Source organism: Hymenobacter sp. UYAg731 (assembly GCF_054061335.1).
Genome location: NZ_JBSSEC010000006.1, coordinates 208,969 through 225,356, shown reverse-complemented (window position 1 = coordinate 225,356; position 16,388 = coordinate 208,969). Strand labels below are relative to the sequence as shown.

General features: G+C 61.6%; 6 protein-coding genes. 3 read left to right on the top strand and 3 right to left on the bottom strand.

All coding sequences use genetic code 11. The features are described 5' to 3' along the window. Positions 1-184 precede the first annotated feature (184 nt). The gene (locus tag ACVWYF_RS18935; protein WP_457070956.1) at positions 185-2,554 is read left to right on the top strand and encodes a T9SS type A sorting domain-containing protein; all 2,370 of its coding nucleotides are present in this window, start codon (positions 185-187) and stop codon (positions 2,552-2,554) included. Between the two features lie 89 nt (positions 2,555-2,643). Here ACVWYF_RS18935 and ACVWYF_RS18930 read toward each other — a convergent pair whose 3' ends face one another. Next, positions 2,644-5,472: a 4-alpha-glucanotransferase gene (locus tag ACVWYF_RS18930; protein ID WP_457070954.1), complete on the bottom strand. Its 2,829-nt coding sequence runs from the start codon at positions 5,470-5,472 to the stop codon at positions 2,644-2,646. A 240-nt stretch (positions 5,473-5,712) separates the two neighbouring features. On the opposite strand from ACVWYF_RS18930, the gene ACVWYF_RS18925 reads away from it, so the two are divergent. Continuing rightward, a complete protein-coding gene (locus ACVWYF_RS18925) occupies positions 5,713-10,971 on the top strand; it encodes a translocation/assembly module TamB domain-containing protein (protein WP_457070952.1) in 5,259 nt (1,752 codons plus the stop codon). Between the two features lie 143 nt (positions 10,972-11,114). Then, on the top strand, positions 11,115-13,436 hold the full coding sequence (gene tamL / locus ACVWYF_RS18920) for a translocation and assembly module lipoprotein TamL (protein ID WP_457070950.1): 2,322 nt from the start codon (positions 11,115-11,117) through the stop codon (positions 13,434-13,436). A 7-nt stretch (positions 13,437-13,443) separates the two neighbouring features. Here tamL and ACVWYF_RS18915 read toward each other — a convergent pair whose 3' ends face one another. Together ACVWYF_RS18915 and ACVWYF_RS18910 are read right to left on the bottom strand one after the other, a co-directional pair. Beyond that, entirely contained in the window at positions 13,444-14,613 is a 1,170-nt protein-coding gene (locus ACVWYF_RS18915) for a hypothetical protein (protein ID WP_457070948.1), read from the bottom strand. An 87-nt stretch (positions 14,614-14,700) separates the two neighbouring features. Next, complete coding sequence (locus ACVWYF_RS18910; protein ID WP_457070946.1) at positions 14,701-16,338, bottom strand: hypothetical protein; 1,638 nt, start codon at positions 16,336-16,338, stop codon at positions 14,701-14,703. Positions 16,339-16,388: the final 50 nt, after the last annotated feature.

Sequence of the window (16,388 nt, the reverse complement as noted above, 5' to 3'; positions counted from 1 at the left end):
TCAGATATTAATAAACCTGATGACGGTGCGGAATAATTATATTGTGGTACAACGTGCATACCCAGCAATCACCTCATGTCAAGCAATTCACAACATCGTTTGCTATGTTTTAAAGGCATATTTATACATTTACTGTTTCTAACAACTTAACTAATTGTTTAAATAATTCAAAATCTGCCATACCATGAAAATTACTTGTACCTGGCTGTTTTTTGCTATCGGGCTGCTATTGAACGGCTTTGCGCAGGGCCAGTCCTACGCCTTCACCGACAACAATCTTAACCCTTACAAGCAGGATTTCAACACCTTTACCGGCACGGTTGCGATGACGGGCAATCAGGTAGCTGCCAGCCCGGAATTGTATGCCGAAGCTGAGTTTGGCCCTGGCAACAGCTATAACTACCTTCCCCCCTCCTTTGCGTCCAACGACGGCAATACGCCGGCGGCAAACTACTACCACTTCGGCGACGCGAGTGGGGCCAATAGCGCCGACCGGGCTTTCGGGGGCATTGGCGGCTTCGTGACGGGCACCACCAGCGGAATTGGCTACGTTGGCATCCGTTTCAAAAACGGGACCACGGCCACTATCATAAAGAATCTGGAAATCAGCTACGCCATGGAGCAGTGGTTTAACTCCACGTACAATACGGCGGCGCAGGTATCGGTATCGTACCTGATACTGCCTTCGGTGAGCAGCTTGCGGGAGGCAACCGGAACCTGGACCGACATCCCGGCGCTGGCGGTCAACGCGCCATCGACGGCCACCACCATCGGGGCACGGGATGGCAACGCCGCCGCCAACCGCCGCTTGGCCAGCACTACCCTGAGCGGCATCAACCTGGCCGTGGGCGATGAAATCATGATTCGGTGGTCGTATGCTCTGAACGCCAACACCAATGGCAATGGCCTGAGCATTGACGATGTGGTGGTGACGCCCGAAACCAACGTATTTTATTCTGCCCCGGCGGGAAATCTGGATGTGCTGGCCAACTGGCACACCCAGCCTGATGGCGGCGGCATAACACCGGCCGACTTCAGCTCGGCTAACCAGACTTTTTATGTGCAGAGCCCGGATGCTACCACCCCCGTTGAACGCCAGAGCGGTACAACATGGACGGTTAGCGGGGACAACTCCAAAATTGTGGTGGGTACTGCCGCAGTGCCCGCCACCCTGCGGCTCGGCAACTCGAAAAACATCGTGGGGACGATTGATGTAAGCAAAGACTCTTACTTCTACAACAACCACCCCACCAGCCCGGGCTTCACGCTGGGCAACCTGGCCCCGACCAGCCTGGTGGAATACATTAGCAGCACCATCCCGCAAGCAGTTCAGGCGGGCCAGTATGGCAATCTGAAAATCAACGGGGGCAACGCAGGCACCGACCGCAGCACGAACCCAAAGTCTCTTGCCGGCACGACCGTTGTGGCAGGCACGCTGACCATTGCCGATGGCTCTAACCTGGTGCTGGGCGACCATAACCTGACGGTGCTGGGCAGCTTCCCCACCTTTTCGGCCACCGCTTATGTGGTGGCGGATGGCAAAGGCCGCCTGCGGATGCTGGTGCCCCGGGCCAGCAGCACCTCGGCACCGGGCACGGTGGTCAAATTCCCGGTTGGCGGCAGCTTCACCTTATATAACCCCGTCACACTGCAACAGACCTCGACCGACAGCGACGATATTTTTGAAGTGCGGGTGCTCAACGGAGTGGCTAAGACGTACGATGCCAGCAATGCGCCCGGTGCTGTACCGATAGCGTCGGAAGTGGTCAACAAAACATGGCTCATCGGCAAGGAAGTGCCGGCCAACCCCACCAAGGTGGGCATGACGCTCCAGTGGAGCGCGAGCGAAGCAACAGCCAATTTTATCAATGCCCAAGCCCACATCAACCACTACACCGGTGGCGCGTGGGACGTGTACAAGGCCGAATTGGGCGTTACGGGCGCCGGGCCTTACGTGGCTACCCGCACGGGCATCACCAGCTTCTCCCCGTTCTCGGTTTCGTCGCGGGTAGATGGGGCACTGCCAGTTGAGCTGGTTTCGTTTGAAGCCAGGCGCACGGGCGCTACCGTTGCGGTGGCCTGGGCTACGGCCAGCGAGAAAAACAGCGCCTACTTCACGGTGGAGCGTAGCGTGAACGGGGCGGAGTTTGAGGGCATCGGCACGGTAAAAGGGGCCGGTGCATCGACCCAGCGGCTGGACTATGCTTTTGAAGACAAAACCCCGCTGCCTGGCACGGCTTACTACCGCCTGCGCCAAACCGATACGGACGGCACGTTCAGCTTCGCGCCGGTGGTGGCGGTGAAAGGCACCGTGGCCGCCCAGGCCGTGGCCGTGCCCAATCCCAGCACCGGCCGGTTCGAAATATGGACCCCGGCCGCCGAAGTAGTTGCTACCGAAGTTACCACCGTGCTGGGAACCCGGGTAAATGCTGCGGCAACCGCTACGCCCGCAGGCACCCTGCGCTTCGACCTGAGTGCCCAGCCGGCAGGTTTGTACTTCGTGCGCCTGCAACTGAAAACCGGCACCCAAATGGTGCGCGTGGTGCGGAATTGACCATCTGCCAAAACAAATCAAAAGGGCCACTCAACAACGTTGAGTGGCCCTTTTGATTTGGGCAATTACCAAACTGCAGGCTGCCGGCGCTACGCCCGGCCGCTGGCTGCCACCAGCGTCCGCAGCGGCTCATTGAAGCCCACGGCCTCCACCAGCTCTTCCAGCGGCAGGTGCAGGCGGTACTTCCAGAAGTGCGTGGGGTTGCTGGGCACGTTGATTTGCTCCTCATGCGGGTTGGCCCGGCGCAGGTGGCTGTCGATAGCCAGCAAATCCTGGAGCGGGAAAATGGCCCACATGGCCGGCGAGTGCAGGTGCTGCACCAGGATTTCGCGTGCCACCCAAGGCTCGCAGTAGAACGGAGCCACCTCGCGCCAGTGGCCGAGGATGGTTTCGAAGAAGCGCTGGGTGCGCACCCGGTCCTCCTCCCACCAGCCGCGTACGGTGCTGGTATCGTGGCTACTGGGCGTGACCACGCTCAGGTAGGCGGCGGCATCGGGGTGGCTGAACTCGACTTCGGGGTTGGCGGGCATGCGCTGCACGTTCAGGCCCAGGATGCCGAGCTCTTTCATCACGCCGGGCACCGAGGCGGGCACCATGCCCAGGTCTTCGCCGCAGATGAGCATGTCGGTGGCGTAGCGCACGGGCGGCAACTTGGTGAGGCCCTGCTGCCGCCAGAATTCCTCGTGGCGGCGGAAGAAGAAGTCCACGTAAATGTCGTCGTACAAACGGCGGCGGTCCTCATCGGAGTCCAGCTCGCGGAACGAGTAGCTCTTATTCAGGGTGATGCGCGGGTGGTAGAAGTCGTTGCCGGCGGGCACGAAGAGGACTTCGTTCACCAGGGCAAAAAGTCCCTTTTGCAGCCAGGCGAAATACTCGGCGTGCTCAGGCTGAGCGGCTACTTTTTGGGCGATGTAGGCTTCGATTTTGCGCTGGTCGCTCACGGCTTCCTTGAGGTGGATGCGGCCGTAGCTGGCATCGTCCAGGTACTCGTCGAACACGGCCTGAGCCTCGCCTTGGAAGATATCCTGGAGCATGTGCCAGCGGATGTAGGGCTCGCAGAGGCGCGAGTAATCGAACCAGCCCAAGCGCTGCTCAATCTCGTGGCGGTGCAGCGGCAGGGCCGGCGCAAAGTGCCCCAGCAGGCCCTCCACCGACTCAATCGGCATTTCCCAGATGCGGAAAAAGCCCAGGATGTGGTCGATGCGCAGCGTATCGAAGTAGCGGGCGAGGTGGCCCATGCGCTGCTTCCACCACAGGTAGCCGTCCTCGGCCATGCGCTGCCAGTTGTAGGTGGGGAAGCGCCAGTTCTGGCCGGTGGTGGAGAAATCATCGGGCGGGGCACCGGCCTGGCTGTCCATGTGGTACAGCTCGGGCTGGGTCCAGGCATCGACGGAGTGGCGGTAGATGCCGATGGGCAGGTCGCCCTTCAGCACCACGCCACGGGAGCGGGCGTAGTCCACGGCGGCGCGCAACTGCTTGTCGAGGTGGTATTGGGTGAAGAAGAACAGGCCGTAGTCATCGTAGTCGGCGGCGGTTTCGGCAGTCAGCTTCGTTAGGTTTTTAGGGGTGCGAAACTCCTTGGGCCACTCCTGAAAATCGGCGGTGTGGTATCGGTCGCGCAACGCGGAAAAGGCGGCGTAGGGCACCAGCCAGTCAGCTTGGCTGGCGTAGAACTCGCGGTATTCGGCATCGGCCAGGAAGGCAGCTTTCTCCTGCTTATAGAGTAGCTTGAGAAACTTCCACTTGGCGCTCATCATCGGCTCATAGTCCACGAAGTCCCTGGCGTTGAGTTCGACTTTCAGCGCAGCTAATTCCTTGGCGGCTTTCCTGTCCTTGAGCGCGGCAATGCCTTCGAGGTGAATGAACTGCGGATGCAGCGCAAACACCGAAATAGCCGCGTAGGGGTAAGAATCGACCCAGGTGTGGGTGGCCGTGGTGTCGTTGATGGGCAGAATCTGCAATAGCTTGAGGCCAGTTTGCACGGCCCAGTCGGCCAGCAGCTTCAAATCGGAGAACTCCCCTACCCCAAGGCCACTAGCGCTGCGCATGGCAAACACGGGCAGGGCTACGCCGGCTCCGCGCCAATTAGTAGCATACTGATACGCTTCATCGTTGAAAACACGGGCCACGGTGCGGTCCTGCGTGGCGGGGATGACGCGGTTTTCGCCGCCTTCCATGTCGAGGGCGTGGCCAGCGGCGGCATCCCACATGGCGTACTTATAGAGGCAGTCCTCGGCCGGGTTGGCCAGCGTCACGGTGCCGCTCCAGGTGGGGTAGTCGGCATCCGAAAGCACCAGGGCTTTGGTGTTGTCCCAGGCCCCCAGCGCGGGGTCGGAGCCGAGGATGCAGAGGCCGTGCTGCGGCGCTACGCGCGGAGCGAGGAGGCGAAAGGTGGTTGCGCCGGCAGCGGGATAAGTGGTATCTGGTGACTGATTTTTGGTGCCTGGTGTGGCGGATTCCCCCGTGGCTTTGGCAACTTTCGCGCCTTTGGCAGCGGCGGGGGCTTTGGTTTTTTTGGCGGGCGCGGCCGGGGCTTCGGCGGCAGCTTTGGCCGGACGGCGGAACAGGGCTTTGGTGAAAGCGGCGGTCAGCAGCTCGTTTTCGGGTTGGGCGGGGGCGCGCCAATAGTCGGCCAGGTGCAGGCGCTGCATGCGGGCGGCATCGTAGGTGATGGCGCGGTTGGGGCCGGCTTCCCAGTGCTCGCCGCCCGTGTTGGCGTCGCGCAGTACGTACTTATAGGTAAGCTCACCGACGGCGTCGGGCACGGGCAGCTCGATGCTCCAGCAGGTGCTGGCTTCGTCGTAATGCATGTCGGCGGCGGCCGTGGGCTGCCAGTTGCCGAGGTCGGGATGGGAGCCGCACACGGCCAGACGCTGGCCGAACACGGTGCGGTAGGGAAGAGAAAAACGGATGGTCATGGGCAAGCGGTGGGGTTTGGGAGGCGCAAGATAAGGACTTGCCGAGAGAGGATTTGTGAAGCCGAAATAGCGTGGGAATGCTCAAACGGTTGCGCACGGGCAGCCGCTTGGGCCGGGACTTACGCAGCCGGACCGGGTAGCGTTCGGCCGGCGGGGCGACGGGCCAGTTGCCAACCCCAGCCGCTGGTTTTGCGTTTGGAAGGTGCCCTTGCTTTGTGTTGCTGCTAATTATCTTCCGCTTTGTCCACTTTTCTGCGTCGTGCCCTCTACGGAATCCTGGGGCTAATAGCCTTGGTCCTGCTCCTCGTTATCGGGGTGGTTGTGTTCCTGCAATTCCCTTCGGGACAAGATTTTGTGGCCAGCAAAGCCGAGGGCTACCTGCGCGGCAAACTCAAAACGGAGGTTAGAATCGGGAAATTCCGGACCGACTTCCGCCACGCCATCAACCTCGACGGCGTGTACCTGGCCGACCAGCAGCGCGACACGCTTTTGTCAGTCGGCCACCTCGGAGTCGACCTCGATATCTGGGCATTGCTGCACAGCCAGGTAAATATTTCCAACGTGGAGTTGAACGACGGCCGCGTGCGCCTCACGCGCACCGAGCCCGACTCGGTGAACAACTACGACTTCATCATCGACGCTTTCGTGGACCCGAATGCACCGGTAGATACCACAGCTTCGAAGCTGAAATACGACATTGGCAGGGCGCGGCTCACCAATGTCTACTTCACACAGCTCGATGAGGTGACGGGCTCCGACATCCGGGCGCGCATCGGCGAGTTCACCGCCAACATGGACGAGGTGAATGTGGATAAGTCCATCTACAAGGTGGATAAAGCCGCGCTGCATCGCGCCGCCATCAGCATAACCCAAACCAAGACGGCTCCGCAGGTGGATAATGCCGCTCCCACTACCCCAATTTCGGTGCAGTTCGGTATTAATCAGGCCACGCTCGACAGCGTGGGGTTCGTGTATAAGAACGCGCCGTCGGGCCAGTATATCAGCACCAATATTGGCCTGGCTGATATCACGGCCAAGAACATTGACCTGCAAAAAGAGCTGGTGGCGCTGGATAAGCTCACACTCAAAAATACCACCTTCGCCTACGCTCAGAACAAGGATATTGCGGTGGAAGAGCGGGTGGTAAATCCCGCCGAGGTGGTGCGCAAGCTCGATGAGGCAGCCGACCAGAACAAGACCGCCACAGGCCAGCGCCTGGCCTGGAAGGTGACCCTGAACGAGTCCGATATCAGCGGGCTGGCCGTGAAGTTCGACAACTTCAACGAGCCCAAGCAGAAGACCCGCCTGCCCGCTCTCGACTACAACCACCTCGACTTTACCGACCTCGTGCTGAATACGCACAACCTGCGCTACACCGAAAACCGCACCACGGCCCAGGTCGACAACTTGGCGGGCAAGGAACAGAGCGGTTTTGAAATCACCTCGTGGCGGGCTAACGTGGTGTACGACTCGGTGCAAATCCGGCTCGACAGCCTTGACTTGATTACGCCGCACACGCGCATCCGGCGCAAGCTGGCCATTGGCTACAAAAACCTGGCGGCGCTGAGCGACACCAAACAGCTGGCGAACCTGAAGATTGACGGCGATTTGCGCGATGTCCGCATTGGCTTCCGCGACATTTTGTACCTGGCCCCGCAACTGGCCGGCACGCCGCCCTTCAACACCGGCCCCAACCAGAGCGTGCTGGTGAACGGGCTGGTTGCGGGCCGCGTGGGCGATATGACCATTCGCAACTTCGAGTTTGTGGGCCTGCGCAACACCATTGTGAAAGCGCCCCGCATCCACATCACCGGCCTGCCGGAGGTGGACGGGCGGTTGTACGTGGATGCCAATTTGCAGCAGTTCAGCTCGTCGCGGGCCGATATTATGAGCCTCGCGCCGAAGGGCAGCATTCCGAATAACATCAGCATTCCGCCCACGTTCGCGGTGAATGGCACCTTCAAGGGCTACCCCACCACGCTGCAGTTCAACACCAACCTGAAGGCCCGCACCAGCTACGGCGACCTGGCCTTTTCGGGCAACCTAGGCAAGGCGCAGGCCAACGGCCGGCAGCCGCTGGTGGGCACCTTCGCGGTGAAGGCGTTTGATTTTGGCAAGCTGCTGAAGGACCCCACCATCGGGCGCGTTACGGCCACGGGCCGCATCAACGCCACCGGCAACCTGAAAGACCCCGGCACGCTGGTGGGCCAGGTGAAGGCCAACGTGCAGAGCGCCCGCTACAACGGCTACACCTACCACGGCGTGGCCGCCACCGTGGACCTCGACCGCAACCGCTACGTCATCAACGCGAGCAGCAAATCGGACCCCAACCTGAACCTCGACCTGACGGCCGTGGTGAACCTGCGCGACGCCAAAAACCCCACCTACGAAGTCACGAAGCTGAACCTGCGCGGGGCCAACCTTTCGGCGCTGGGCTTCTATACCGGCGGCGATTTGCGGGTGCAGGGCAACCTGGTGGCCAACCTGCGCGGCTCCAACCTGAACACGCTGAACGGCACGTTAAGCGGAACGAAGATTGTGATTGTGCGCGACAACCAGGCGTTTCCGCTCGACTCGCTCAACGGCCGCATCGTGCAGAATGCCAACCGCACGCTGGCCGTCATCACCTCCGACATTGCCAACGTGAAGCTGGATGGCAACGTGCATCTCGGCGACATTGCCACCGAATTGCAGCAGCATCTCGACCGGTATTTCGACGTGCCCGGCGTGAAGTACGTGGCCAACAATGCCGACCGGCATTTTACGTATTCCTTGCAACTGAAAGACCCGACGCTGGCCACCAAACTGGTGCCGGGGCTGAAGAAAATCTCGCCCTTTACGCTGGCCGGCGACTACTCGCGGCAGGCGGCCCGCCTCACGGCCACCACCAGCATTCCCGTCATTCGCTACCAGAATTACAAGCTCGATTCGCTGCGCCTGAACGTGGACTCCGACCCCGCCAAGCTGGACTATAGCCTGCGCCTGGCCCAGGCCGCCCAGGACACGACGCTGAAACTGCGCCGCCCCAGCATCATCGGCAACGTGGCGAACAATAAGCTGTTCAGCCGCGTGGCCATCCTCGGCGACTCGGCCAACCGCGAGCGGCTGGCGGTGGCCGGCACCTTGCAGGCCCTGGCCCAGGGCGGCGGCAAAAACAGCAGCGTGGTGTATGAATTCGTAGCCGCGCCCGAGCAGGTCATCAACTACGAGAACTGGACGGCGGGCGCGAATAACTTTGTGCGCTACTACCCCACCGGCGAGGTAGTGGCCGACGGCCTGAACCTAACCAACGGCCGCAGCACGCTGGCCCTGCAAAGCCAGAACCCGCAGGTGCGGACCTCGCCGCTGGGGGTCACGTTCACCAATTTCGAGCTGGCCGAGCTGGCCCGCATCGTGCAGCAGCAGGATTCGCTGGTGGCCGGCAACCTCAACGGCACCGCCCGGATTGATAACCTAGGCAAGAAAAACCAGGCCTTCACGGCCGATGCCACCATTAAAAACCTGGTGTTCCAGAAAGCCCAGATTGGTGATATCGCCTTCCGAGCCACCAACCCCGCCCCCAGCCGCTACGACATTGACGCGCGCCTGACCGGCGGCGCGGCCGGCACCGTGGGCGGCGCGGGCAACGACGTGCAGGTGCGCGGCACCTACCTGGCCAGCAGCGCCACCCCGCTCAACCTGACCGTGGATGCCAACCGCCTCAACCTGAAATTAATTGAGCCCTTCTCGGTGGGTCAGGTGCGCAGCGCCAGCGGCTACGTGCGCGGTCAACTGACCTTGACGGGCGCGCCGAGCGCACCGGTGGTGCGCGGTACCCTCAATACCTCGGACGATGCCGGCTTCATCGTGCCACAGCTGGGCTCGCCGTTCCGCCTGCCCAACCAGTCGCTCACCTTTGATGACCGGGGCATTGCCTTCAACAACTTCACGGTACTGGATTCGGCTTCGAACAAGGCTGTTATCAATGGCTACCTGTTGAGCAAGGACTTCGTCAACTACTCCTTCGATATGCGGGCCACGACCAACAATTTCCTGGCCGTGCGCAACACCCGCGAAAACAACCAGTTGTTCTACGGCCGCCTAGTGCTCGACTCCGAAACCCGGATTACGGGGCCGGTTTCGCTCATTAAGGTGAACACCAACGTGACGGTGGTGCAGGGCTCCAACCTCACGGTGGAGTCGCCTACGGCCACGCCCACAACGGTGGAGCGCGAGGGCATCGTGGAATTCGTGGACAAAAGCGCCCCGCTCGACACCATGCTTTCGCGCAAGCTGGCCGCCGGCGACACGCTGAAAATGGCCGCCTCGGGTTACGACGTGACGGCCGTGGTCACGATTACGGACCGCACGCCGTTCACCATCGTTATCGACCCGGTGAGTGGCGACAACCTGAAAGTGCGGGCTGCCGGCACGCTCAACACCAACATCGCGCCGGATGGCACCATCACGCTCAGCGGGCGGCTGGAAGTGGCGCGCGGGCAGTACCACATGTCGCTCTACAGCCTGGCGCAGCGAGATTTCATCATCCGCCGGGGCTCCTCGATTACCTGGGACGGCGACCCGTACAATGCCACGCTCAACATTACGGCCGTGTATAAGGTAGATGCCGCCCCCGCCGAGCTGCTGGCTGGCCAGGGCACTGATGACCCCACCAGCGCGAGCATCGCACGCAACCGGCTTCCATTCAGTGTCATATTAAACGTGACCGACCAGCTGAGCAAGCCTACCATCGGCTTCGATATTACGCTGCCGGAGGCCCAGCGCGGGGCCCTCAACGGCCAGGTGGAAGCCAAGCTGGCCCAGCTGCGCCAGCCCAACCAGACCTCGGAACAGAGCAAGCAGGTGTTTTCACTGCTGATTCTGGGCCGGTTTGTGGCGCAGAATCCCTTCCAGACCAGCAGCGGCGAGGGCTTGGTGGCCAGCCAGCTGCGCGGCAGCGCCAGCGCCGTGCTCACCGACCAGCTCAACAACCTCACCGGCAAATACCTCTCCGGCCTGGGCCTCGACCTTGGCCTGACCAACCAGGCCGCCTACGGGGCCGATGGCAGCCAGGGCAGCCGCACCGACCTGAACGTGGCCGTGCGCCGCCAGCTCCTCAACAACCGCCTGACCGTGCGCGTGGGGACCGATATTAACCTAAGCGGCGGCTCCGGCACCCAATCCACTCAAGGTAAGAGTAGCATCAGCAACCTAACCGGCGACGTGAGCCTGGAATACAAGCTGCTGGCCGACGGCCGCCTGCGGGTGCGCGTATTCCGCCAGAATAGCTATGAGGACATCGACGGGCCAATTGTGCGCACCGGCGCGGGGCTGGTTTTCCAGCGCGACTACCAGGACCTGAAGGAGTTGTTTTCGAAGGTGCCGAAGGACGTGAAGGCCGAGCGCAAGGCCAACCGCAAGCAGGAAAAAGTGGACAAGAAAGCCGAGCAGGATTCCGTGCAGCAAGCTTCGCAGCCCTCAGCACGAGTCGATTCTACGAAGCAGGCGAATAAGAAATAAGGATTTAGATAGCAGTGAACGATAGTAGCATGTTTGATTGGCGTACCCGAACCTTACTTCCCGGCCATCTCTCCCCGAAAAAGGAGGAGCTTGACGGCTTCTGCCAGGACCAAACCAGCACCCTTTTTTCATTGGGTAAGCGGGTGAGAAGCGTTATTTCGCTGCACCGCCTGCTCAGCCTTGCCCTGCTCCTGCTCCTGGCCTCCTGCTCCGGCCTGAAATACGTCCCCGAAGGCCAGAAGCTCTACACCGGCAGCAAAGTCACCATTAAATCACCACAGAAGCTACCCAACCAGGCCGCCTTGCAAACCGAGCTGGCCTCGGTGGTAACACCCAAGCCCAACAGCTCCATTCTGGGCCAGCGGCCGAAGCTGTATTTCTGGCACCTGGGCGTGGGCAAGAAGAAGGGCCTGGGCAAGTTCTTCGCCGATAAGCTTGGAGAAGCCCCGGTGCTGCTGAAAGACGTAAAAATCAGCGCCACCGAAGGCTTGATTACCAACCGGCTCTACAACAACGGCTTCTTCAAGGGCACCGTGGCCCACGAGGTAAAGGAAAAGGCCAACACCGCGCAGGTGGACTACACGGCCACCACCGGCCGGGTCTACACCATCAAGGAAATTCATTTTCCGGAAAGTGATACCGTGGTGAACGCCGCCGTGCGCGCCGCCCAGCCCGGCACCCTGCTCAAAGTGGGCGATGCTTATAACCTGACCACGCTCACCAACGAGCGGGTCCGCATCGACAACGTACTGAAAAACGAAGGCTACTTCTACTTTAATCCCGATTACATTCTGTTTCAGGTGGATAGCACGCTGCACGACAAGGTGAACGTGTACCTGCGCGTGAAAAGCAGTGCTCCGGCCAAAGCCGTACAGCCCTACTGGCTCGATGCGGTAAAGCTGAACACGAACTACGTCCTGACCGATACCACCACCCGCCCGCCCATCCTGTACCGCAAGTACCTCTACTATCCCGACGAGAAAATATTCAAGGCCAGCGCCATTACGCGGGCCACGTTCCTGTACCCGGACAGCCTGTACCGCCGCCGCCGCCGCGACCAGACCATCAGCCGCCTGATGAGCCTGAACACATTCAAGTTTGTGGAAATCCGCCTGAAGCCGGCCCTGGCCGGCGACTCGGCCGGCCGCGCCCGCCTCGATGCCGACGTGCTGATGACCCAACTCAAGAAGAAAAGCCTGCGGGCCGATTTGCAGCTGGTGTCCAAGAGCAACGGCTTTACCGGGCCGGGGCTCACCGTGTCGTTCCGCAACCGTTCGGCCCTGCGCGGCGGCGAGCAGCTGATTATCAATGCCGTGGCTTCCACCGAAACCCAGACCGGGAGCGGCAGCGGCGGCGTGGGCCTCACCAGCTACGAGCTGGGCCTGAATGCGCAGCTACTCATCCCGCGCCTCGTGGTGCCCGATTTGCCACTACTCGACGTGCATCTGCCCAACTCCGATTTCCAGCCGCGCACCACCGTTGGGGCGGGCTTTCGGCTGGTGACCCGCGCCAGCTACTTCACCCAAAATTTCTTCAACCTGAATTACGGCTACAGTTGGAAAACCAAGATTACCAACGAGCAGGAAATCAAACCCATTGACATCACCTACGTTCAGTTTACCCCCACCGATACGTTTACCAGCATTCTGAAAGCGCGGCCTTTCCTGCGCAGTGCGTTTCAGCAGCAGTTTATTCTGGCCAGCTCCTACCGCTACACCTACAACCAGCAGGTGCTGGAGCAGCGCCGCCAGCAAATTTATTTCAGCGGGCAGATAGAGGGCAGCGGCAACGTGGCCCAGGGCATCGTCAGCTCCATCGGCGGTACCAAGGATGCGAATGGCAAGTACACCATTGGTGGCCAAGAATATAGCCAGTATTTAAAGCTCGATTTAGAGTTCCGCGAATACTACCGCACCAGTCCGAACCCGGCTTCCGGCAATCGCATCGTAGCGCGTTTCCAGGCCGGTGTGGGCCTGCCTTACGGCAATTCCGACGTGTTGCCCTACCCCAAGCAGTACGGCATTGGCGGCCCCAATAGCGTGCGCGCCTTTGCCGCCCGAGGCATCGGCCCCGGTACTTACAGGCCTGCGCCGGGCCAGCAAAGCCTCAACAGCTTCTACGACCAGGTGGGCGACATCCGCCTCGAAGGCAACGTGGAATACCGCCAGGACCTGATTCCCTACCTCAAAGGGGCCGTGTTCCTCGATGCCGGCAACATCTGGCTGGCCAACCCCGACCCCAGCCGCCCCGGCGTGAACGCCAATGGCGAGCCCGACGGCACAAACGGCCAGTTCAGCCCCAGCACGTTCCTAAAGCAACTGGCCGTGGGCGCGGGCGTGGGCCTGCGCGTCGATGTGCAGTTTTTCGTCATTCGCTTCGACCTGGCCTTTCCGTTGCAAGCGCCCTACGGCACGCCTACCAGCTCTTCGGGCCGCTTCAATCTGGCCATCGGCTATCCGTTCTAACGTAGCCTCACCGGATTATCGGCATCCGCTCAAACGGCCGCTCCCGGTCGAACTGGTAGCGGTAGGTGGCGTGGGTTTTCACGATGGTGGCCCCGATGGAGCGCGTGGTCACCAGCATGCGCGGGTTGAAATCGCCAATCCAGTTCATCTCAATATCGGCGTACCCCGCGTCGATGAAGGCCTGCCTGGCGTACACCAGCATGGCCGCGTCCACGCCCTTGCCTTGGTACTCGGGCACCACGCCGTAGATGATGCCGAACAGGCGCTTATCAGTCCGGCGCATGAAGCGCCAGCGGGCCCACAGGAAGCGCAACTTGCCCAGCAGGTTGAGCCGCCGGCCCACGTGCCGGAAAATCTGGTTCAGCTCGGGCAGGCTGATGAAAAACGCCACCGGCTCGGAGCCGTGATAGGCGAACCAGAGCAGGCGCTCATCCACCACGGGCTTCATTTCCTTCACGATGTTGCGGGCCTGGTCCAGCGTCATCGGCTTCACGCCCGAGTGCTTAGCCCAGGCCAGGTTATAAACGTGGTGAAAATCGTAGGCCAGCTTTTCGGCATCGGCCTTGCGGGCGTGCTCAAACCGGAACTCCTTCGCGTGCGCCTCGGCCTGCTGCGCGAAGCGGGCGTGCAGCGGCGCGGCCGTGGTGCGGTAGCAGGTGTATTGCTTGAAGTAGAGTTGAAAGCCGTACTGCTCAAACAGCTGCTGATAGTACGGCGGGTGCCAGAACATGCCATAGTTCGGCGGCCGGTCGAAGCCGTCAATCAGCAGGCCCCACAGCCGGTCGCGCTCGCCGAAGTTGATGGGGCCGTCCATGGCCTGCATGCCGCGCACGGCCAGCCACTGTCGGCCGGCATCGAAGAGCTGGTTGGCCGCCGACTGGTCGTCGACGCACTCAAAAAAGCCTACTCCGCCGGTGGGCAGGTCAGCGTTCTGCACGTCCACCGCGTCGCGGTTGAGGAAGGCCGCCACCCGGCCGATAATCGTGCCCGTGGCATCGGTCAGCACCCAGCGAATGGCTTCACCGTTGGCGAACTTGGGGTTTTTGATGGGGTCGAAAACGACCTCAATTTCGTTTTCCAGCACCCCGATGTATTGCGGCACCGCCTGGTGCAGGCGGGCGGGCAACTCCACAAACTGCCGCGCCAGGCGGGCATCCGTAACTTCAAGCAGCGGCATAAGCTAAAACAATAAAGGCCCCACTGGCCAACTAAGCCCAAGTAAAAAAGGCCCAACGGGGCCACAAAGAAACACCCGCGCCGCTGTTCAGGGCCGGCGCAGCACCGTGAGAATAACCGCGCCTCCCGCCCGGATAACATGTACCGGACGCCCCATGCTGGCCGGGTACGGCCCCGGATGCCAGCGATGAATACTTAGAAAATACCCCCCAGAGGCCGAATCCGGCGGTTCGAGGCGCAGCCGGGCGCGTCCGGCAGGCGGCATCATCTTAGCATTGATGCGCAGGGTCATTTCGGTGCGGCGGTCCATGCTCACGGGCACGGCCGGGCGGGCATCGTGGGCCAGTACCCATTGCAGCCCCTGCTTAACGGATAAGCCCCAATAGTCGCGCTCGAAGTTTTGCTCGATGCTTTTTCCCGGCAAAAAGCTGAAATACACGTTTTGAAACGGATGCTCCGAGGCCATACGCCACGCCACCTGCGCGGTGCCCACCGCTATGGCCAGCAGGACCGCGCCGGCTACCCAGGCCCCGGGCCGTCTGGTCGCAGCCACGGGCTGGTGCCACTTTTGCCATATCCGCCGCAAGCCCTGCCCCGCCAGCAGCACGAAGGCTGGGTACACAAAATAAAGGTGCCGCCAGCCGTCGTAGATGGCCGAATGCAGGAACATCACGGCCAGCAGCGGGCCGGCGAACCAGGCCAGCAGTAGCAGGTCGTGCCGGCTGGCCGAACGCCGCAGCCAGCGACCCAAGCCGGCCAACAGCAGCTCACGGCTCATTCCTGCCACTCCAATCCCAAACAGCAGCACGTAGGGCAGCGGCGTGGTAATGAACAGCCACACCGGCCCATAGTGCCACGGCAAAGCCTGAGTCGACACAAATCGCCCCAGGTAAAACACGTCGATTGGAATAGCATAATGGCCAAAGCTGCTGAAGGCGGCCTTGAAATTCCCCCAAGGGTTTTCCCACAGGTAAGGCCAGCCCAGCACCACCAGCGCCATCGCCACCGGCAGATACAGCCCGAGCGCGCCGGCCAGCCCGCGCCGCCGCACCGGCCGCGCCCACATTTCCAGTGCCCCGAAGCCCAGCGTGAGCAGCGGCAGCAGCACGCCCATCGTGCGCACATCAATGGCCGCTGCCGTGGCCAGCGCGTGCAGCAACACCCGTCCCGCCGTGGGCCGCCGCAACAGCCGCGTGAGCGTGAGCACGGCCAGCGCAAACAGGCTCAGAAACACAATGTCCTTGTAGTTGTAAAACGCCTCTGCGAAGATGCGGGGCGAGAGCACCAGCAGCCCCGCCCCCACCAACCCCCAATGCCAGCTGCCCAGCCGCGCCCGCCCCAGCCGGTACACGGCCCACGCCCCGGCTACAAACAGCAGGAAGCCGGCCAGATGCCGCCGGTAGGCCCATTCGGCCGGGTCGGGGCCGGGCCGCAGGGCCTCCAGGCCCACCCAAGGCAGCATGAACAGTACGCCGTGGTCGGCATCGGGGTGGTGGCGCAGGTCGGGAATATCGGCCAGGCGGGGCTGACGGCGGGCCAGCTCGGGGGCCAGCTTCAGGGCCACGTACTTGGCGCTCACGAAGGCGTTGAGGCGTTCGGCGGGCTCATCCCAGCCCATGCCATAGTCGCGGTGCAGCACCACGCCCAGCAGCGCCAAAAGGCCAAAGAACACGCCCACTACCCAGCGGCGCGAACGAAAAAACGCAGGAAAAGCAGAGTCAGACAAAGTAGCGCGAAGGCAAAAACGAAACAGGTTATCTACGAATGTAGCCGCTG